Genomic DNA, 19,931 nt, shown 5'->3' with positions numbered 1-19,931 from the left:
AATTTTTGTTAATTCAAAAAAGGCGAAATAACTAGCTAGATAAACTCTATATAATTAGTATAAAAATAATACAATTTTTCACTTAAAATATTGTCTAGTAAATATTTAACGATTGTTTAATAACGATGTTGTTTGCTAAAATAGAGCTTTGATAACTATTTTAATAAATCTGTCCAGTCTATCAGGAATCTAAAATCTAAAATCAGAAATCTAAAATTATAATTAGGGCATGCCACCATCCTGACAAGAGGGCAAAGTTACTTTGCGCTTATAAGCCCTCTTATCAGGATGCTGTCGGGCTATCCACACTGCTTCGGCAGTTAGCTTCTATCCCTCATGCGGCTCACGTAAACAAGAAACCCGACAGGCTTTAAGAGCGTGTCGGGTTTAATAGAATAATTTCTTTAAGTCTTAGAATAATGAAACTCCTAACTGCATACGAGTATATTTTTCAGCAGGATTCCACATTATGCCTGCAAAAACCGGAAGCTTGTATTGAAATATCGAAATATCTTTAGAAGCTTTCAATCCAGTATTTACGATACCAAAATTACGATCCGGATCCTTTATATATAGATTCGTTTTTCCGTCAAGCGAAAATCCTGCTCCTACATAAGCATCCAGCGTTATTTCGTCGTTTTTTACAATCGGATATCCTAGTTCTACGTAAGTTGAATATCTGTTTTTATAATTAGCATCAGAGTTTAGCTCCTTGTCGTTTCCATAAAGAATAATATCAGCCTCGATTCGCAACGGAAATTCCTGCGAAAAACGATACGAAGTTCTTAAATCAATAAGGTGAGTCGTAGTGTTTTTATCGTAATTAAAAACTTCCGGATGTTCAACATTTGTAGTGTTGAATAAATCCCACAGACCAATTGTAAGCCCTTTATGTTTGTACTGAACGTAATAATCTACCTCAGTATATTTACCATCAAAACTGTTACCGCCCCAAACACCAACCGAAAAGTTTCGGTTTTTATCGAAGGTATAATGAATATCTCCCATAGCCGTCATACTTGGACTGATAATTAATCCTCTCCAAAGGTGACTTGTTGCAAGCGTAACATTAAAATTTAATCGGCTTGGTTCTTTACTAGCCGCACTTTCCGGCGTTGATTCTTGAGCATAGCCAGCTAGTCCTATGAAGATTATCATAGAAAGAAAAAGATTTTTCATAAAAATTTATGGATTAAAAGAAGATGTTTTTAATTAAGACTGAGATATAATGCTGCAGCCAAAGAAGCTCCAATTATAGGTCCTACAATCGGGATCCAGGCGTATCCCCAGTTGCTACTTCCTTTTATGGGTAAAATAGCATGTATAATTCTTGGTCCTAAATCTCTCGCGGGATTTATAGCATATCCGGTAGTACCTCCCAATGAAAGGCCAATTGCCCATACGACTATTGCAACAGGCAGTGCACCTACAGTTCCTAAACCAATTGTTGCGTTGGCATCAGTTGCAATTTGTAAGCTTGGACCTGCAATGTAGAAAATAGAAAATATCAAAACAAAAGTTGCAATTGCTTCGCTTATCAAATTAGAAAAATTATTCTTGATGGCCGGTCCTGTAGAAAAACAGGCAAGTTTCGCGCCTTCATCTTCTGTTGCTGCAAAATGGTCTTTATGGGACAACCATACTAAAAATGCACCCAACATTGCTCCAATCATTTCACCTAATATATAGGTAGGAACTAAATCCCAACTAAATTTTCCTATAAGTGCTAAACCAAGAGTAACTACAGGGTTTAAATGTGCACCGCTAACGGGCCCTGCAATAGTTACACCTACAAACACGGCAAATGCCCATGCGCTGGTAACGACAATCCAACCTGAATTATTACCAATTGTACCTTTAAGATTAACGTTTGCCACAACGCCATTTCCTAATAAAATCATCACCATGGTGCCTAAAATTTCTGCTATAAAAGGAGTCATATCGTTTGTGTTTAGTTATTCTTCAATCCAGTTTGATGCGCGGCCAACAGCTTTGTCCCAGTTTTTTACAAGTGTATGTACTTGTTTTTCTTCCATTTCTGGCGAAAATACTTTGTCTATAGACCATTGCTCTTTCAAATCATCTAAGCTTGCCCAATATCCTACAGCAAGTCCAGCCAAATAAGCGGCACCAAGAGCTGTTGTTTCAAGTGTTTTTGGTCGTGTTACAGTAGAACCAAAAATATCAGATTGAAATTGCATCAATAAATTATTGGTAGCAGCACCTCCGTCAACTCTTAATTCTTTTCCTTTGTCACCAAAATCAGCTTCCATCGCTTTCACTAAATCATTTACCTGATAAGCAATTCCTTCTAAAGTTGCTCTCGCAATATGAGCATTTGTAGTTCCTCTTGTTATACCTACAATCGCACCTCTGGCATATTGATCCCAGTATGGAGCTCCTAAACCTGTTAATGCCGGTACAAAATATACGCCTCCGTTGTCAGGAACACTAGCGGCAAGCGCTTCAATTTCTTCCGATGAATTAATCATTTTGGCTCCGTCTCTTAGCCATTGTACTGCGGCTCCACCTACGAAAACACTTCCTTCTAAAGCATAAGTAGTTTTTCCGTTGATTTTCCAGGCAATCGTAGTCAATAAATTATTTGTAGACTGAATTGGTTTTTCTCCCGTATTCATTAACATAAAACAACCTGTTCCGTACGTGTTTTTTACCATTCCTGAACTCGTACACAATTGACCAAAAAGGGCAGCTTGCTGATCTCCTGCAACTCCTGCAATAGGAATTTTTGTTGCAAATAGGGTAGTGCAGGTTTCTCCGTAAATTTCACTGCTTTGTTTTACTTCCGGAAGCATTGCTCTCGGGATATCGAATAATTCTAACAATTCATTATCCCATTCTAAAGTATGAATGTTGAATAATAACGTTCTGCTCGCATTAGAAACATCGGTCATGAATAACTTGGTACGGGTAAGTTTCCAGATAAGCCACGTATCAACAGTTCCAAAGCAAAGTTTTCCTTGTTCTGCTTTTTCACGTGCTCCGGGAACATTATCAAGAATCCATTTTACTTTTGTTCCAGAGAAATAAGCATCAAGGATTAATCCCGTTTTTTTCTGAATCATATCAGCATGACCTTGTGCTTTTAATTCGTCACAAAATTTTGCTGTTCTTCGATCTTGCCAAACAATGGCGTTATAAATAGGTTCGCTGGTTTCTCTGTCCCATACAATAGTAGTTTCACGCTGATTAGTGATTCCGATTGCTGCGACTTCGCGGCCTGAAATTCCCACTTTTGCGATTACTTCGGCAGCTGTACTTATCTGAGAAGACCAGATTTCGTTAGGATCGTGTTCTACCCACCCTGGCTTAGGGAAAATTTGCTCAAATGGTTTCTGTGAGAGGCTTACAATTTCTCCTTCGTGATTGAATAGAATAGCTCTGGAGGAAGTGGTTCCCTGGTCTAGAGCTAAAATTAATTTTTCTTGCATGGTTGATAGTATAATTAAGTTAATAAAGTTCTGTTGTTGAAATTCACATCATTTTATCGAAATTCTGATAGAAAAAATCCTTTTGAGATCTCTTTAAAATTTGCAATTTCCTGAGCGATCCACGCTTCATCATGTCCGAGTTCTTTAGCCAGTAATCTTGCTACTTTTTCAGAAGACTGAACTGCAGCTCTGGCGTCTAAGAATAATAAACGAACACGTCTTGCTAAAATATCATCTACAGTTCTGGCCATTTCGTATCGAACCGCCCAGGCGGCTTCTGCCATTGTAAACTCGTGATCAGGATGTATTTTTTCTTTTAATTCAGGTTCGTTTTGTTGCAGCTGACGTATTTTAGGAATATCTGAACCATAAATATATAAGTGGTTTTCTCTGTCTAAAGTAGTAGTAGGCTGATTTCCGTGAATAGAAAGATGTTCTGTATTACAACCTTTTGCAGGTATTTTACGTGTTTTAATTGCTTTGTCTATAATGTCTTCGGCAATTTTTCTGTAAGTAGTCCATTTTCCACCTGTAATGGTGATTAAACCCGTATCCGAAACGATGATTTTATGGCTTCTTGAAACTTCTTTGGTGCTTTTTCCTTCTTCTTTTGGTGCTGCCAAAGGACGTAAACCAGCGTAAACAGATAAAACATCTGCTCTGGTTGGTTTTTTTGCTAAAAAGCGTTGTGCTGTTTCGAGTACAAATTCAATTTCGCTTTCAAGAGCGATTGGTTCTAAACTTTGTTTTTTAATTAAAGTATCAGTTGTTCCTACTACAATTCGGTTATGCCAAGGCACGGCAAATAAAACTCTACCGTCACTTGTTTTAGGAATCATTAAAGCATGATCTCCCGGTAAAAATGATTTATCGAAAACTAAGTGAATTCCCTGACTTGGTACGATGTATTTTTTGTAAACGGTATCGTTTAGTTTCATTATAGCATTGGTAAAAACTCCCGTTGCATTAATAATCGCAGATCCTTTTAAATCATATTTGTCTCCTGTTTCCTGATCTAATACCTGAACACCAATAACCTGATTGTTGTCGTCTTTTAATAAGTTTACAACTTTACAGTAGTTTACAATACAGGCACCTTTTTCGGCAGCAGTCTGAGCTATATTTATGGCAAGACGTGAATCATCAAATTGTCCGTCGTGATAAATAACACCGCTTGTTAAGCCTTTTTCCTGCACATTAGGAAGCATTTCGATTGTTTTTCTTTTCGAAATATATTTTGATCGTCCTAAACTTAAACGTCCGGCCAGTAAATCGTAAATGGTTAAACCAATGGTGTAAAAATAACCACCCCACCAATTGTAGTTAGGAATAACAAAAGATTGATTTTTAACTAAATGTCCGGCATTTTTTGCCATCAATCCTCTTTCTTTTAAGGCTTCTTTTACCAAATGCACATCTCCTTGCTCCAGGTAACGTACGCCACCATGAACTAATTTTGTGCTTCGGCTTGAAGTTCCTTTAGCAAAATCTACTGCTTCAACCAGGACTGTTTTGTAACCTCTGCTTGCAGCATCAAGAGCAGTTCCAAGTCCGCTTGCTCCACCACCTATTACAATCACATCCCACTTTTCAGTGCTTTTTAGTTTCGATAACTGTTCTGAACGTTTCATATAGTGTTTGTTTTTGTTTCTTTTTCTGTTTTTTATTTCTTTAAAGCAAAATTAACGAAACTAAACGAAACTAAAGTAATAAAATAAGGTTTTTTTTGAATTATTTTTTTATCGTACATTTATACCTTCAAAAATCTTAATATTATCAGGCTATTATGGTTATTATAAACAAAAGGCAAGAGGAGATACTTAAAGAACTGGATAAAAGCGGATACGTAAATGTGGCTGATTTATGCGAAATTCTGAATGTTTCAACCGTAACAATACGAAAGGATTTGAATTTTTTAGAAAATGAAAACTTGCTGCACCGTACTCATGGTGGTGCAAGTAAACAGCCTATTTACGCTTTCGAAAGAGATTTAAGTGATAAAGAAGGACTTCAGGTAGAGCAAAAAAAGCAAATTGCAAAAGAGGCTTTAAAGTATATTAATAATTTTGATTACATCATATTAGGTTCAGGATCTAATGTTCATTATTTGTCGCAAATTATTTCAGGATTTCAAAAACTAACCGTGATTACGCCTTCTTTAAAGGTGTCTTTAGAATTGAGTAAGGAAACAAATGTTGATACGATACAGCTGGGTGGTGATGTTCGGAAGAGTTCAAATTCTGTAATTGGGCCAATTTCTGAGGCGATATTAAAAGAATTTTCTTGTAATAAGTTGTTTTTAGGGGCAGACGGACTTCACTTAGATTTTGGTTTAAGTACTTCGAATGCTTCTGAAGCGCATCTGAATCAGGTAATGATTTCGCTGGCAGAAAAGGTGATTGTACTGGTAGATTCTACAAAAATGAATGTTAGAGGTTTTGGTAAAATTTGTAATCTGGATAAAATCGATGTTTTGATTACGGATGATGGTATCGATATCGAAACCAAAACGAAACTAGAAGAAATAGGAGTAGAGGTTATAATTGCCTCAAAATAGTATTTTTAGAAAGATTCGAAAAAACGAAACTTCTAGTTTTTTTGAAATAAGTTCTTTCGTTTGCGCGCGTGAGGGATAGGAGCTAGCTACCGGAGTAGCGTGGATAGCCCGACAGCATGCCGATAAGAGGGCGTATAAGCGTAAAGTTTATTTGCCCTCTTATCGGGATGGTGGCACGCCCTAATGATTTTTAATATCAAATTTTTTAAATTCCAAATTCCAATTGGAGCTGAAAAATTATTATTTACTTAAGTATTTTTCGATGTGGGTAAATATTATTTTTCGTTCTTCGGTTGTTGCGTCATTATCCATGTCGCTGTGGTTGATTGGGGTGAACTGAACCGTCATTCCGTATTTCTTTTGTTCTTGGTCGGTGGGTAATACGCCTTCGTCTGCAGCATAGTTTTTAGAGCGCAACGTATATATTTTAGGATGCTTAACTCTTGGAAGAGGCATTCTTCGATTATCCATTGTGATTATTTTGTAAACCAGTTTGGGATATTTGGTAGCGAATAAGGCTGTCATGTCTCCGCCGTTCGAATGGCCAATTAGTGTTAGGTGCTTGAAATCTAATTGGGGTTTGATTGTTTTGAATTCGTTTAAAACATAAAGAATGTTTTGTGTACCTCGTTCCCAATTTGGTCTTCTTGTAACTTTTAATTCTCCTTCCATTGGCAAAAGATCATCTGTAGGTAATTCGTGCTGAATGCTGATAACGAAATATCCCTGCGATGCTAAATGTTCTGTTAAGTAAGAATAGATTTTATTGTCTCCGCCTTTATTTTCTCCGTATCCGTGGCTGAAGATTATTACTTGCTGGTTGTTTATTTTCGTATCAGATTTTGGATGATAAAGTGCGACTGGAATTTTGCGGTTTCTGGATTTATCAAATAACTCTAAACTATCAAGCTGAACAGCATAGGTTTTATTTGATGTCTGAACTGTTGATTTTTTAGTATTGGAGCAACTTATTAAAAATAAGGATAATAAAATCTGAAAATATATTTTGTTCATTTTTTTTGATACGCTTTAATAAGAAACCCGACAGTTTTTTGAATTCTGCCGGGTTTGATTTGTAATGATGAGATTGTATATTTTTAAGCTAGCTTTTTTTCGAAAGCTTTTCGGGCTGCTCCTCTAAAATATACTTCGCCACAATAGGTATACTCTAATTTTTCTAAAATTTTAAGCATAGGCACATTGTCGAAGTTGGTGTCTACTTTTATGCTATGAATATTTTTTTCGAGGCATAAACCTTCTATGTTTTTAAAAAGCTTTGTTGCAATGCCTTTTCCTTTTGCCAATTTTGATACGGCTACACGATGTACAACGCCATAATCTCCATTAGTAAGCCATTCGCCTTCTATGTCTTCGTAAGCGGGTTCTTTGTCGAATATAATCGCAGAATAAGACAAAATGGTTTCGTTTTCTGTAAGTACATATCCGTAACCATTATTTATATCGTTGGTAATGCTAAGTTCGTTAGGATAACCGTCTTGCCATTGCGAACTTCCTTCCTGACGTCTTTGTTCGATGGCATCTTGTATGATGGTCCAGATAACCGGCAAGTCTATAATAGTTGCTTTTCTTAATAGTAGTTGTTCTGTTGCGTTGCTCATTTTTTATATTTTAAATCTTAATGAGGAAGTTTGTCTTTGATTAAACCGTAAAACCAGGTTCCTAAAATGGCACTTATTAAAGTAACCACAATTACAGTAACTCCGGTACCAATTTGAGCGTAAAGTGGTCCTGGACATGCTCCGGTAATTGCCCAACCAAAGCCGAATAATAATCCGCCATAGATTTGTCCTTTGCTGAATACTTTAGGCTGAATTTCGATTTTTTCGCCTTGCAGGGTTTTAATATTGAATTTTTTAATGATTTGAACAGATATAAGTCCCACTGCAACTGCGCTGCCAATTACTCCGTACATGAAAAAGGATTGTAATTGAAACATTTCCTGAATACGAAACCAGCTGATAATTTCGGCTTTTACGAATACAATCCCGAAAAAGATTCCAACGACAAGATATTTTAAGTTTGACAATCCTGAATCTTTAATTTGACTTCCGTTGATTCCTTCAGTGTCTGTATTTTTATTTTCTAAATTATTCATTTTTGAAATTTTAAAGTGAAAGAATATAAGGTAAGATCAAATTTGCCATGATAAAACCACCAATCATAAAACAGATGGTAGCCACTAATGAAGGCCATTGTAAGTTTGAAATTCCCATAATAGCGTGTCCGCTTGTACAACCGCCGGCATAACGCGTTCCGAAACCTACTAAAAATCCTCCTACTACAATCATGATAAAACCACGGATTGTGAAAAGGCTTTCCCAAGAGAAAAGTTCTTTTGGTAATAAACCCGAATGATCGGTGATTCCGTAAGTTGCTAATTGTTCAGAAAGTTGTGGAGTGATTTCAACCGGATTTGGATTTGCCAGGAAATAAGCCGCAATGACTCCACCAAGGAAAATTCCGAAAACGAAGAATAGGTTCCAGCTTTCTTTTTTCCAATCGTATTTGAAAAATGAAATATTCGCCGGAATACAAGCCGCGCAAATATGACGAAGCGAAGAACTAATCCCGAAAGATTTGTTTCCGATAATTAATAAAACAGGAACTGTTAATCCAATTAACGGACCTGCAACATACCAAGGCCAAGGTTCTTTGATGATTTCTAGCATATTTTTTTTAGGTTCTAAGGTACTAAGATTCTAAGTTACTAAGGTTTCTTCCTTTGTGGTTTTAAGTTTAAGGCTAAAAATCTTAGAACCTCAGAACCTTAGTAACTCAGTACCTTTATTTATTTCAATACTTTACTTTGACAAACAAAATCTGATTTTGGGATATTCGTTTTTGCGATTGCTCCAAAACCACCTTCGATTTCGGTGAAGTTTCTAAAACCGCGAGCTTGTAAAATCGAAGCGGCGATCATACTGCGATATCCTCCGGCACAATGCAAATAAAAATGCTCGTTTGGGTTAATGTCTTTTACCCAGTCGTTGATAAAAGCCAACGGTTTGTTGTAAGCATCATCAATATGTTCTGCGCTGTATTCGGTTTCTTTACGAATGTCGATTACTTTGTCTTCTTCAATTTTAAATTGACTGGCAAATTGTTCAGCCGAAATTCTGTTCACGGTATCAACTTCAAATCCTGCGTTTTCCCAGGCTTCAAAACCACCGTCTAAATGCCCGATGATCGAGTCGAAACCTACGCGGCTTAGACGCGTTACGGTTTCTTCTTCAAGACCAACTTCGGTCACTAATATAATAGGTTGTTTTACATTGGCAATTAAAGTTCCAACCCACGGCGCAAAATCACCATTGATTCCGATATTAATAGATTGTGGAATAAATCCTTTATGGAAATCGGCGCTTTTTCTGGTGTCTAAAATTAATGCTCCGGTTTCTTCGGCTACAGCCTCAAATTCTTTTACATCAATAGCTTTCATTCCGTTGTGTAAAACCGATTCAAAGCTTTCGTAACCTTGTTTGTTCATCGCTACATTCATACTGAAATAAGCTGGCGGAGGTAATAATCCGTCTGTAACTTCTTCGATAAATTCAGCTTCGGTCATATTAGCACGCAAAGCATAATTGGTTGCCTTTTGATTGCCAATAGTCGAAACGGTTTCTTTGCTCATGTTTTTTCCGCAAGCGCTTCCTGCACCATGCGCCGGATAAACGATTACGTCATCAGCCAAAGTCATGATTTTATCTCTTAACGAATGGTATAAAATTCCAGCCAATTGATCTTGTGTCATTCCGGCTGCTTTTTGAGCTAAATCCGGACGACCGACATCACCAATAAACAAAGTATCTCCGGAGAAAATCGCGTGATCTTTTCCGTTTTCGTCAATCAGTAAATAAGTCGTGCTTTCCATGGTATGTCCGGGAGTATGCAACGCTTTGATCGTAATGTTTCCTACTTTGAATTCTTGTCCGTCTTTGGCAGAAATACAATCGAATTCGCAAGTCGCATTTGGCCCGTAAACAATTGGCGCCTGAGTTTCTTTGCTTAAATCGACATGTCCGGAAACAAAATCAGCGTGAAAATGCGTTTCGAAAATGTATTTCAGTTTCACCTGATCACGTTCTAAACGATCTAAATAAGGTTGAATTTCTCTTAGAGGGTCAATAATTGCAGCTTCTCCGTTTGAAGTAATATAGTAAGCACCTTGCGCAAGGCATCCGGTGTAAATTTGTTCTATTTTCATGATACGTGTTCTAAAAATATGGGAATACAAAGGTAACCTACTTTTTGCTTAAAATAGGTGACTAATGTTACACAAATTTGATTTTTGTGTAAAAAAACCTTGGATCATTTTACCATATAAACCCCATAGGAAATTTAAAACATGCCTAATAAATTAAAGCTAGAGGGGCCGATTTCACCATATAAGTGATATAAGGAATTTAAGTTTTTGTCTAATCTTAGGTTTTACTAAAATGAACTTATATAGTTTATATGGTTTAAAATTTTGAAGGTTTCACCATATAAGTTTTATAAGAAAATTTAAGATTTGGTTTAATATGCTTAAGGCTAAAATGAACTTATATAACTTATATGGTTTAGAAAAAAAAGATAGTTGGTTTTGCAACATCACTTATATGGTGAGAAAAAAAATCTACGTAATTTTACATCTGACGAAAATTATGGATATGAACACAGAAGATTTATTGAATCAGATTGCTTTTATTAAAGAGATTGATAAAGTAAAATATATTCAGCGAAAAACGAAGCTGTTTAATAGTGACAGATGTGAAAATGATGCAGAACACAGTTGGCATCTGGCTTTGATGGCGATTGTTTTGGCCGAACATTCAAACGAACCAATTGATGTTCTAAAAGTGGTAAAAATGGTTTTGATTCATGATATTGTAGAAATCGATGCCGGAGATATCTTTTTGTACGATTCTCAGTTAAATCACGATAATACTGATGAAGAACGATTAGCGGCGAATCGAATTTTTGGTTTGCTTCCTGAAAAACAAGCTCAGGATTTTATTGCCATTTGGGAAGAATTTGAAGCCGGAGAAACGAACGAAGCGAAATTTGCAAGATCAATGGACAGATTAGAACCTTTATTGCAAAACACATCGAATAATGGAGGAACCTGGAAAGAATTTGATGTGCCTTACAGTAAGGTTTATGAGAAAAAGAGCATCATGAAAGAAGGTTCTCAAACAATATGGAATTACGCCGAAGGATTAATCAACGAAAGTGTAGCAAAGGGAATTTTGAAAAAGTAATTAATTTCTAAATATTCCAGGTTTGTAAATAAATGTCAATTTTGCCCTATAAGTGATATAGGTTTATTTTAGGTTTTGCGAATTTTAAATTTATATTAAATGTATTAAAAGATTTTTTTTATTGCATTATGTTTAGCCTTTTGTAATTAAGACTAAGCTTATTTTTCTGATATAACTTATATGGTTTGAAAAAGAAAAAACTTCTTTTAAAGGCAGGGAATTCAGGTTTTAATGGGTAAATTTGAGGAGACTTCATAAATAATATCACCACTATGGAAGAAATGCTTTTTTATGACCGAATGCAATTCGCCTTCACAATTACTTTTCATTATCTTTTTCCGCAACTTACAATGGGTCTTTCGCTGATCATTGTTTATTTTAAATGGAAATATCTACGAACTAAAGACGATCAATACAATCACGCCACTCATTTCTGGATGAAAATCTTCGCTTTGAATTTTGCGATGGGTGTTGTAACCGGAATCCCAATGGAGTTTCAGTTTGGAACCAATTGGGCAAAATTCTCTGAACTAACAGGCGGAATCATCGGACAGACTCTTGCAATGGAAGGAATGTTCTCCTTTTTCTTAGAATCTTCTTTTCTGGGAATCTTTTTGTTTGGAGAAAAAATAATTGGACATAAATGGCATTTTGTAACCGGATTATTAATTATGATTGGTTCTTGGGCCAGCGGATACCTTATTATAGCGACACATTCTTGGATGCAAAACCCGGTAGGTTACGAAATTCTCGAGAACGGAAAATTTGTTCTGACGAATTTTAAAGCTTTATTCCTGAATCCGTGGTTATGGCCTTCGTATTTACACAATCAGGCAGCTTCTTTGGTGACAAGTTCTTTTGTTGTGGCCGGAATTGGAGCTTTTTATATCCTGAGTAAAAAGAATGTTGCTTTTGGGAAAATATTCCTGAAAACCGGTGTAATCTTCGGATTGATTTCAAGTGTTATTGTTGCCGTTCCTACAGGGGATTTATTGGCGAAAAATGTTGTGAAATACCAACCTGTAACTTTTGCTGCAATGGAAGGAATTTTTCATACTGAAAAGAAAGGTTCTGAAATTGTTTTAATTGGACAACCCGACGTAAAAGACAAAAAACTAGACAATAAAATTGCCGTTCCTAATATCCTGAGTTTCCTGACTTACGGAAGCTGGCATGAGGAAATAAAAGGTTTAGATCAGTTTGATGAAGACTTGCATCCAACTAATATTTCCGGTTTGTATTACGCGTATCATATTATGGTGGGACTCGGAACCATATTTATAGGTTTGATGGCTTTTGCCGTTTTTCAGCTTTGCAGAAAGAAATTATTCGAAACCAAATGGGTTTTATGGTCGTTGATGTTTATGATGCCATTTCCGTATATCGCCAATACCACAGGTTGGTACACGGCCGAATTAGGAAGACAACCCTGGCTGGTTTATAATTTAATGCGAACTACAGCAGGCGCGTCGCCAACGGTTTCATCCGGAAATACCTTGTTTACTTTATTAGGTTTTATAGGATTGTATCTATTACTTGGAATGTTGTTTTTGCTTTTGATTGGAAAAATCATCAATAAAGGACCTCATAATGTTGAACTGAATTCAGAAAAAATATAATTATGGAATTTTTTTGGTACGTTGTTTTAATGGGAATTCTGGCCGTTTATATTGTATTAGACGGTTACGATTTTGGAGCAGGAATTATTCATTTATTTTTAGCTAAAAACGAGAAAGATAAAAAAGCAATTACAAGTGCAATTGGTCCGTTTTGGGATGCCAATGAAGTTTGGATTATTGCTGCCGGAGGAGTTTTATTCTTCGCTTTCCCTACTTTATATGCTTCTTCTTTTAGCGGATTTTATTTGCCATTGATCATGATTTTATGGCTTTTAATTTTCCGCGCGATAGGTTTAGAAATGCGCGGACAAGTACATCACCCCATGTGGGAAGCCATTTGGGATAAAGCTTTCGGGATCGCGAGTTTGCTTCTGGCATTATTCTTTGGAATTGCTTTAGGAAATATCGTTCGTGGGGTAAATCTTGGAATGGTAACCAACGGCGTTTCGACGCAAGAGGCGCATTATTTCTTTTTGCCTTTATGGAATCCTACTTTTAGTCCGCAAGCAAATGAATTAGGAATTATAGATTGGTTTACGCTTTTCTTAGGGATTGTAAGCGTTGTGGCTTTAACAATTCACGGCGCAAACTGGATTATTTATAAAACGAATTCGTCTTTGAATCCAAAACTAAAAAATGTAGTTTTCAAACTGAATATTGTTTTATTGGTCTTGGTTTGTATTTCGTTGCAAATCTGGCATTTTATAGAACCTAAACCGTTTCATAATTTTGTCGAAAATCCGATTCTTTGGTTTTTTCCATTAATGACTTTCGTTGGAATTTTAGGTTTGTTTAAAGTACGCTCGTGGCAAAAAGACGGAATGGGATTTTTGTTTTCGACTTTATTCCTAGTTGGCGGGTTTGCCTCAACAGCCGTTTCGATTTTTCCAAATGTTTTGCCTTCGACCAATAATGTAAATCCGTCGTTAACGATTTACAATACAGCCGCTCATGAATATGGCTTAAATGCTGGATTGAACTGGTTCTTTATTGCTTTGTTTCTGGTGATTATTTATTTTATTATTCAATACCGCGTTTTTAGTGGTAAAATGGATGATGTTGGGTATGGAGAGCATTAATGGTTTTTAGTCACGACCCGAGCGATAGCGAACAGGCGAAGCAATTACACAAATTTCACGAATGAATTATATGATTAGCCGTTGGTTTTTAGCCAACGGCTTTTTTATTTTATGAATAATTGCTTTAGCGGAACTGTTTTATATTGTTTGAGATCTTTGTCAAAGTTTTAAACTTTGACAAAGATTCTTTAAAAAATGTAAAACGTATCTTGTAAAAAGAGCTTGTGTTTTATTAATTTGTTTGTTTATAGCTGAAGTTGAAAGCAATGCAAAATAATATGAAAACAGATACATCGATTAAAAATATTGTAAGTGCCGCTATTTATAGGAAAGTAATGAATCCAGAAGAATGGATTTATTCTAAAATTCATATAGGAAACCAATCTGTTACATTTGATCTTGAAGATGGCGAATTACCAATTTTTGAAATCAATAGTCCAAATGCTAAAACAATTATTACAACTCGTCGTATAATTGAAACAGAAAACGAAGTGCAGATCATTTATTTTGAAGATATAAAAAATATCAATTACGGTAACTTTAAAGGGAAGATTGATAAACCTGAATTATCGGTCTTTAGTATAGTTGATGTTTCCGGCAGGCGATATGATTTTCAAATGGAAACAGGAAAGGCTTCAATTGGATTGATTAATGCTGTAAGTAAGGTATTACAATTAGAAGGTTTGAAAATTGAAAAGTTCTTTTAACCCGAGATTTGCGTTAGGGATAGTAGCGGTATCTCCCGATTTAGAAAAACAAGGCTTTTTAGCCGTAGTTTTTGTTAATCGGGAATTTAGCGGATAGCCCGACCGGAGGGAACGCCCAAAAAAATATACTTTGTATGTATTAAAAACTCCAGCTTAGAGGTTTACAATACTGGATGGCCTGGTTTTATATAAACTGGACTATAGGTGAGTTTGTTCTTTGCAATACTTTCGCTTTTTAATCTAAATATTTCAAACAATGAATTACCAAATCAAAAAAGCGAGTATTGAAGATCTTAATGAAGCAGCTGAACTTTTTAATCTTTATCGTGTTTTTTACCGTCAGGAATCTGATGTAGAAAAAGGAAAAGCATTTCTTAAAGATCGATTGCTAAATAACGAGTCTGATATTTTTTTAGCAATTGCGGAAGGAAAAGCGGTGGGCTTTGTGCAGCTTTATAAATTGTTTCATTATACAAAATTGCAAAAACAATGGTTGTTAAGTGATCTTTTTGTACATCCTGATTATAGAGGAAAAGGGCTTTCGGTAGCATTAATTGATCGTAGCAAACAATGGTGCGAGGAAACAAATGCTTGTGGTTTGATGCTGGAAACAGAAAAGACTAATGATATTGGTAATCAGTTATATCCGCGTTGCGGGTTTGAATATGACGGTTTGCATAATTATTACCATTGGTGGAAGTAAAAATAGAGAATGGGGAAGCAGTAGTGTTTCCTCATTTTTGTTAGCTTTAATCTTTGTCAAAGTTTTAAACTTTGACAAAGATTGATTTACAATAAAAAATTAAAATAAAACCTCTTTTGTAATAATATAAAATCCCATTAGGAGTACAAACCAGCCAAAAATGGGTTTTAGTTTTGTACCGTCGATTTTTTTAGAAAGCTGACTCCCGATTAACATTCCTAAAAGTGCCATTGCTGAAACGCTTAATAAAAAGGGATAATTTATGGGTGTGCCAATGTATAAATCGCCTCCAAAACCTATTGATGAATTGATGGTAATGATTAATAATGATGTTCCTACGGCCTGTTTCATGGGTAAATTGACAAAAAACAATAGGGCAGGAATAATAAGAAATCCTCCGCCGGCACCCAGAAATCCGGTTATGATGCCCACAATAAAGCCTATTATACTTAATTGTGTGTAATTGGTTTCGGTTGTTTTTATTTCGGGTTGATTTTTTTTGATCATGGAGATTGCAGCCGTAATCATTAATATGGAGAAGATAATCATGATCAGAAAATCTTTTGAAACTGAATAGGAAGCGATAGAAAATAGGGTGGAAGCAATTTGAGGAAAAATAACTTCGCGAATAATCAGGATAGAAATTACCGACGGAATGGCAAAATACAATGCCGATTTTAGTTTTAAATTTCCCATTTTATAATGGCTGTAACTTCCAAACATAGCAGTTAGTCCTACTATAAATAAAGAATACGATGTGGCTTGTTCAGGATTTACTTTGAATAAATACACTAAAATTGGAATGGTTAAGATCGATCCGCCTCCGCCAATTAAGCCCAGCGAAATCCCGATAATAATCGAAGCAAAATAACCTAAATATTCCATTGCATTTGTTTTGATGCAAAGGTGCTTGGATAAAAAGAAATCTACAGTAACATTTATCACATAAGGAAATTTTTAGTACCGATTTATTGGCCCGCGGATTTTACGGGTTAAGCGGATTGGCACAGATTTTTTATTTTTTCTTGAATTTGAAAGCTCTGTTTGTCAGTGACAATGTTTATCTGTAAAATAGTTTTACCATTAAGATATTAAGAAAGTTAAGTTTAGCTTCTTTATCTTAATTCATAATAAAGAGAATTAAGTAGTTAGTCTTAATAACCTTAATATCTTAATGGTAAAAAAAAACCAGCGTAAACCCGTTTAATCCGTAAAATCTGTGGGCAAAAAAACTATCTTAAAAGTTCAATTTGGTTTCTATTAAGTTTGACCAAGCCTCGTTGTTCCATTTTTTTGAGTAATCTGGATATGACTTCTCTTGAGGTATTTAATTCGGTTGCGATTTCCTGATGTGAAAGATTTACTTCCTGACAACCGCAGGCATCAGAATGTCTTTTTAAGTAAAATTCTAAACGCTCGTCCATAGAACGGAACGCGATATTATCGACTACTTCCAGTACTTCTTCGAATCGGCTTCTGTAGGTTTCGATTACAAATTCGTACCAGGATCTGTGTTCCATCATCCACTTGTCCATCATTTGCAGCGGAATCATCATAACCGTAACATCTTCGACTACTTTTGCCATGATTTGGCTTTTTTCGCTTTTGGCGGTGCAAATCATCGAAATGGCGCAGGCTTGCCCCGGTTGTAGATAATACATTAAAAATTCACCGCCATCTTCGCCCTCACGATAGATTTTGATTTTTCCTTTTGTAATTAAAACAGTATTTTTTATGTATTGTCCGGTTCGCATTAATATCGTTCCGGCTTCAAAATCTTGCAGGCTTCCGTTTTCTTCGATCGTCGAAATTAGTTCGGTAGAGAAATTTGGGAATATATTTTTAAGTGAATTTTGCATGGTTTTAATGTTGTAATTATTGGGCCACGGATTTTACGGTTTGAACTGGTTTGCACAGATTTTATTTTTTTTGCCACGAATTTCACAAATTTTCACTAATTATTTGTTGCGAATATTTAATCTTTATAATCACTTAATCTGTGGCAAAAAATAAATTTCAGCATACTAAATTCGTGAAAATTAGTGCAATTCGTGGCAAACATTTTTACTCATTATAATCACTTAATCTGTGGCAAAAAAATAATTTGAGCTTAATGAATTAGTGAAAATTAATGCAATTCGTGGCAAACAATTTTAATCATTTTCATCATTTTAATCTGTGGCAAAAAAATATTCGTGACTCGCTTTTTTATCAAATTAAGATTAAAGTGCACAATTAGATGTAAAGATAGCAGATTGAAATCGTATTAATTGTCAGAAAACTATATTTAAGATGCATTTTATGAAAATGATGATATCCTATTTTCTATCGATTTTATAGACTGTAATTTTAAAAATAGTAAGTAAATTTGTATTTCACTGATTATAATACTTTCTCTAAAACGTTTTCTGAGAATAATAATCGAAATCGCATTGAGCACGTTTTTAATTAATAGAAACGTCGTAATTTTACAAAAAACAGATACTATGAATTTATCACAAGAAGATTGGGTTAATCAGCTTGCTGCTGACGAGAATGCAGTTATACTGGACGTAAGAACTGAAGACGAATTTAATGACGGTTATATCGAAAATGCCGTAAATATTGACATCAATAAAGGTCAGGGTTTTATTTATGAAATCGAAGAACTTGATAAAAATAAAAATTATTATGTGTATTGCCGTTCTGGAGCCAGAAGTGCTAAAGCATGTCAGATTATGAACGAGTTAGGTATTAATAATGCCTACAACTTGCTTGGCGGAATACTGGACTGGGAAGGCGAAACCATAAATCCATAATAACATTTAAAGAGGCGCAAAGAGCCTCTTTTTTCTTTTATAAACTATTAATAACCAAACATAAAATTACCAGATTATGAGTTTAATACCGGAAGAGTACCAGATTAAAAACTTAATAAATCAAGATACTTATCTTGTAAATGGCGAATTAAAACAATGGACAGGACAAACTACTCCTGTGTTTTCGACTATTTCATCTACAGAAAAATACACTCCAACATTATTAGGATCGATTCCTTTTATGGCTGAAAAAGAAGCTGCAGAAGTAGTTGAAGCTGCAAATGGTGCTTATAATAAAGGTCAGGGATTATGGCCAACTATGAAAGTGGTTGATCGTATCAAATGCATGGAAAATTTCGTAAAGCAAATGAAGGAAACCCGCGAAGAAGTGGTGAAACTTTTGATGTGGGAAATTGGAAAAAACCTTGGCGATTCGCAAAAAGAATTTGACAGAACAGTTGAATATATTTATGATACTATTGCCAGTTATAAAGAATTAAACGGACGTAGCTCACATTTTGAAAAAGTACAAGGTGTAAACGCTATGATTCGTCGTGGACCTCTTGGGGTTGTATTGTGTCTGGGACCTTACAATTACCCTCTTAATGAAACTTTTTCGTTGTTGATCCCGGCATTGATTATGGGAAATACAGTGATTTTTAAACCTGCTAAACATGGGGTTTTATGTATTTCGCCATTGTTAGAAGCTTTTAGAAGCAGTTTCCCAAAAGGTGTTATCAATATTGTTTATGGTAGAGGCCGCGAAGTAGCTTCGCCTATCATGAAATCAGGAAAAATTGATGTTTTGGCATTAATTGGAAACAGTAAATCTGCGATTGCATTGCAGGATCAACATCCTAATAAAAACAGGTTACGTTTGATTTTAGGTTTAGAAGCTAAAAATCCGGCGATTATTTTACCAGATGCCGATTTAGATTTGGCAATTCAGGAATGTATTGCAGGATCTTTGTCTTTCAACGGGCAACGTTGTACAGCTTTAAAAGTGCTTTATGTGCATGAATCAATTGTCGAGGAATTCAACAAACGTTTTTCTGAAAAAGTTGATGGTTTAGTATTTGGAAATCCATGGGAAAAAGGAGCTTCTTTGACACCGCTTCCTGAGACTGAAAAACCAAATTATATTCAGGGATTAATTGATGATGCAACAAGTAAAGGTGCAAAAATATTGAACGAAAAAGGAGGAAAACATACAGAGAATTATATTTTCCCTGCAGTTTTGTATCCTGTTAATAAAGATATGCGCGTGTATCACGAAGAACAATTTGGACCCGTAGTGCCAATTATTTCGTTTAAAGATATTGATGAGCCACTAGAAGATATGGCCGAATCAAACTACGGTCAACAAGTAAGTTTATTCGGGAAAGATATCAAAACTTTAGCACCGCTTATCGATGCTTTGGTAAATTTAGTGTGTAGAGTAAATCTTAACAGTTCTTGCCAGAGAGGTCCGGATGCATTCCCGTTCACAGGTCGTAAAGATTCGGCTGTAGGAACTTTGAGTATTCCTGATGCTTTACGTTCATTCTCAATACGTACGTTTGTAGCTTCAAAAGATATCGATTATAATAATGAAATTTTGCAGGAATTGCTTAACAGCAAAGAATCTAATTTTATTAATACCGATTATATTTTGTAGTAATCAAGGTTATATATTAATTGTAGATACCGTCTCTTTCTATTTTAGAATCAGGCGGTTTTTCTTTTTAATATATTAATGTATTTTCTTGCTGAATA

19 protein-coding genes are annotated in these 19,931 nt (G+C 35.4%); 8 read left to right on the top strand and 11 right to left on the bottom strand.

Annotated features, from left to right (window positions below):
- Positions 1-411 precede the first annotated feature (411 nt).
- The 4 genes from L0669_RS22685 to L0669_RS22670 are packed head-to-tail and all read right to left on the bottom strand — an operon-like array spanning position 412 to position 5,083.
- Positions 412-1,158, bottom strand: a complete 747-nt coding sequence (locus L0669_RS22685) for a hypothetical protein (protein ID WP_263760106.1) — start codon at positions 1,156-1,158, stop codon at positions 412-414.
- A gap of 50 nt (positions 1,159-1,208) precedes the next feature.
- The gene (locus L0669_RS22680) at positions 1,209-1,940 is read right to left on the bottom strand and encodes an MIP/aquaporin family protein (RefSeq protein WP_263760104.1); all 732 of its coding nucleotides are present in this window, start codon (positions 1,938-1,940) and stop codon (positions 1,209-1,211) included.
- Positions 1,941-1,955: 15 nt separating this feature from the next.
- On the bottom strand, positions 1,956-3,452 hold the full coding sequence (gene glpK, locus L0669_RS22675; protein WP_263760102.1) for a glycerol kinase GlpK: 1,497 nt from the start codon (positions 3,450-3,452) through the stop codon (positions 1,956-1,958).
- Between the two features lie 53 nt (positions 3,453-3,505).
- Positions 3,506-5,083: a glycerol-3-phosphate dehydrogenase/oxidase gene (locus tag L0669_RS22670; protein WP_263760100.1), complete on the bottom strand. Its 1,578-nt coding sequence runs from the start codon at positions 5,081-5,083 to the stop codon at positions 3,506-3,508.
- A gap of 155 nt (positions 5,084-5,238) precedes the next feature.
- Between L0669_RS22670 and L0669_RS22665 the strand changes: the two genes are divergently transcribed.
- A complete protein-coding gene (locus L0669_RS22665) occupies positions 5,239-6,009 on the top strand; it encodes a DeoR/GlpR family DNA-binding transcription regulator (RefSeq protein WP_173969874.1) in 771 nt (256 codons plus the stop codon).
- 240 nt (positions 6,010-6,249) lie between these two features.
- Here the strand turns inward: L0669_RS22665 and L0669_RS22660 are convergent, their stop codons facing one another.
- From L0669_RS22660 to L0669_RS22640, 5 genes are all read right to left on the bottom strand, one after another.
- On the bottom strand, positions 6,250-7,023 hold the full coding sequence (locus L0669_RS22660; protein WP_263760099.1) for an alpha/beta hydrolase family protein: 774 nt from the start codon (positions 7,021-7,023) through the stop codon (positions 6,250-6,252).
- An 83-nt stretch (positions 7,024-7,106) separates the two neighbouring features.
- On the bottom strand, positions 7,107-7,628 hold the full coding sequence (locus tag L0669_RS22655; protein WP_263760098.1) for a GNAT family N-acetyltransferase: 522 nt from the start codon (positions 7,626-7,628) through the stop codon (positions 7,107-7,109).
- Positions 7,629-7,645: 17 nt separating this feature from the next.
- Positions 7,646-8,125, bottom strand: coding sequence for a DUF6691 family protein (locus tag L0669_RS22650; RefSeq protein ID WP_173969871.1), 480 nt, complete (start codon positions 8,123-8,125; stop codon positions 7,646-7,648).
- A 10-nt stretch (positions 8,126-8,135) separates the two neighbouring features.
- Positions 8,136-8,699: a YeeE/YedE family protein gene (locus tag L0669_RS22645; protein WP_263760097.1), complete on the bottom strand. Its 564-nt coding sequence runs from the start codon at positions 8,697-8,699 to the stop codon at positions 8,136-8,138.
- Between the two features lie 119 nt (positions 8,700-8,818).
- The gene (locus L0669_RS22640; RefSeq protein WP_263760096.1) at positions 8,819-10,234 is read right to left on the bottom strand and encodes an MBL fold metallo-hydrolase; all 1,416 of its coding nucleotides are present in this window, start codon (positions 10,232-10,234) and stop codon (positions 8,819-8,821) included.
- Between the two features lie 445 nt (positions 10,235-10,679).
- Here L0669_RS22640 and L0669_RS22635 point away from each other — a divergent pair, with 445 nt between their 5' ends.
- From L0669_RS22635 to L0669_RS22615, 5 genes are all read left to right on the top strand, one after another.
- Positions 10,680-11,270: an HD domain-containing protein gene (locus L0669_RS22635; RefSeq protein ID WP_263763977.1), complete on the top strand. Its 591-nt coding sequence runs from the start codon at positions 10,680-10,682 to the stop codon at positions 11,268-11,270.
- 272 nt (positions 11,271-11,542) lie between these two features.
- The gene (locus L0669_RS22630; protein ID WP_173969867.1) at positions 11,543-12,889 is read left to right on the top strand and encodes a cytochrome ubiquinol oxidase subunit I; all 1,347 of its coding nucleotides are present in this window, start codon (positions 11,543-11,545) and stop codon (positions 12,887-12,889) included.
- A gap of 2 nt (positions 12,890-12,891) precedes the next feature.
- A complete protein-coding gene (gene cydB, locus L0669_RS22625) occupies positions 12,892-13,968 on the top strand; it encodes a cytochrome d ubiquinol oxidase subunit II (RefSeq protein WP_173969866.1) in 1,077 nt (358 codons plus the stop codon).
- 278 nt (positions 13,969-14,246) lie between these two features.
- Positions 14,247-14,675, top strand: a complete 429-nt coding sequence (locus tag L0669_RS22620; RefSeq protein ID WP_263760095.1) for a hypothetical protein — start codon at positions 14,247-14,249, stop codon at positions 14,673-14,675.
- A 256-nt stretch (positions 14,676-14,931) separates the two neighbouring features.
- On the top strand, positions 14,932-15,378 hold the full coding sequence (locus L0669_RS22615) for a GNAT family N-acetyltransferase (protein ID WP_263760094.1): 447 nt from the start codon (positions 14,932-14,934) through the stop codon (positions 15,376-15,378).
- Between the two features lie 99 nt (positions 15,379-15,477).
- Here L0669_RS22615 and L0669_RS22610 read toward each other — a convergent pair whose 3' ends face one another.
- Positions 15,478-16,263: a sulfite exporter TauE/SafE family protein gene (locus L0669_RS22610; protein WP_263763975.1), complete on the bottom strand. Its 786-nt coding sequence runs from the start codon at positions 16,261-16,263 to the stop codon at positions 15,478-15,480.
- 347 nt (positions 16,264-16,610) lie between these two features.
- Positions 16,611-17,237: a Crp/Fnr family transcriptional regulator gene (locus tag L0669_RS22605; RefSeq protein WP_263760093.1), complete on the bottom strand. Its 627-nt coding sequence runs from the start codon at positions 17,235-17,237 to the stop codon at positions 16,611-16,613.
- A 627-nt stretch (positions 17,238-17,864) separates the two neighbouring features.
- On the opposite strand from L0669_RS22605, the gene L0669_RS22600 reads away from it, so the two are divergent.
- On the top strand, positions 17,865-18,176 hold the full coding sequence (locus L0669_RS22600; protein WP_072963814.1) for a rhodanese-like domain-containing protein: 312 nt from the start codon (positions 17,865-17,867) through the stop codon (positions 18,174-18,176).
- Positions 18,177-18,252: 76 nt separating this feature from the next.
- Positions 18,253-19,833: an NADP-dependent glyceraldehyde-3-phosphate dehydrogenase gene (locus L0669_RS22595; protein WP_263760092.1), complete on the top strand. Its 1,581-nt coding sequence runs from the start codon at positions 18,253-18,255 to the stop codon at positions 19,831-19,833.
- Positions 19,834-19,931: the final 98 nt, after the last annotated feature.

Origin of the sequence: Flavobacterium bizetiae (assembly GCF_024271895.1) — a bacterium.
Taxonomy (GTDB): Bacteria; Bacteroidota; Bacteroidia; order Flavobacteriales; family Flavobacteriaceae; genus Flavobacterium; species Flavobacterium bizetiae.
The sequence above is the reverse complement of the archived record's forward strand: the minus strand, read 5'-3'. Positions and strand labels throughout refer to the sequence as shown.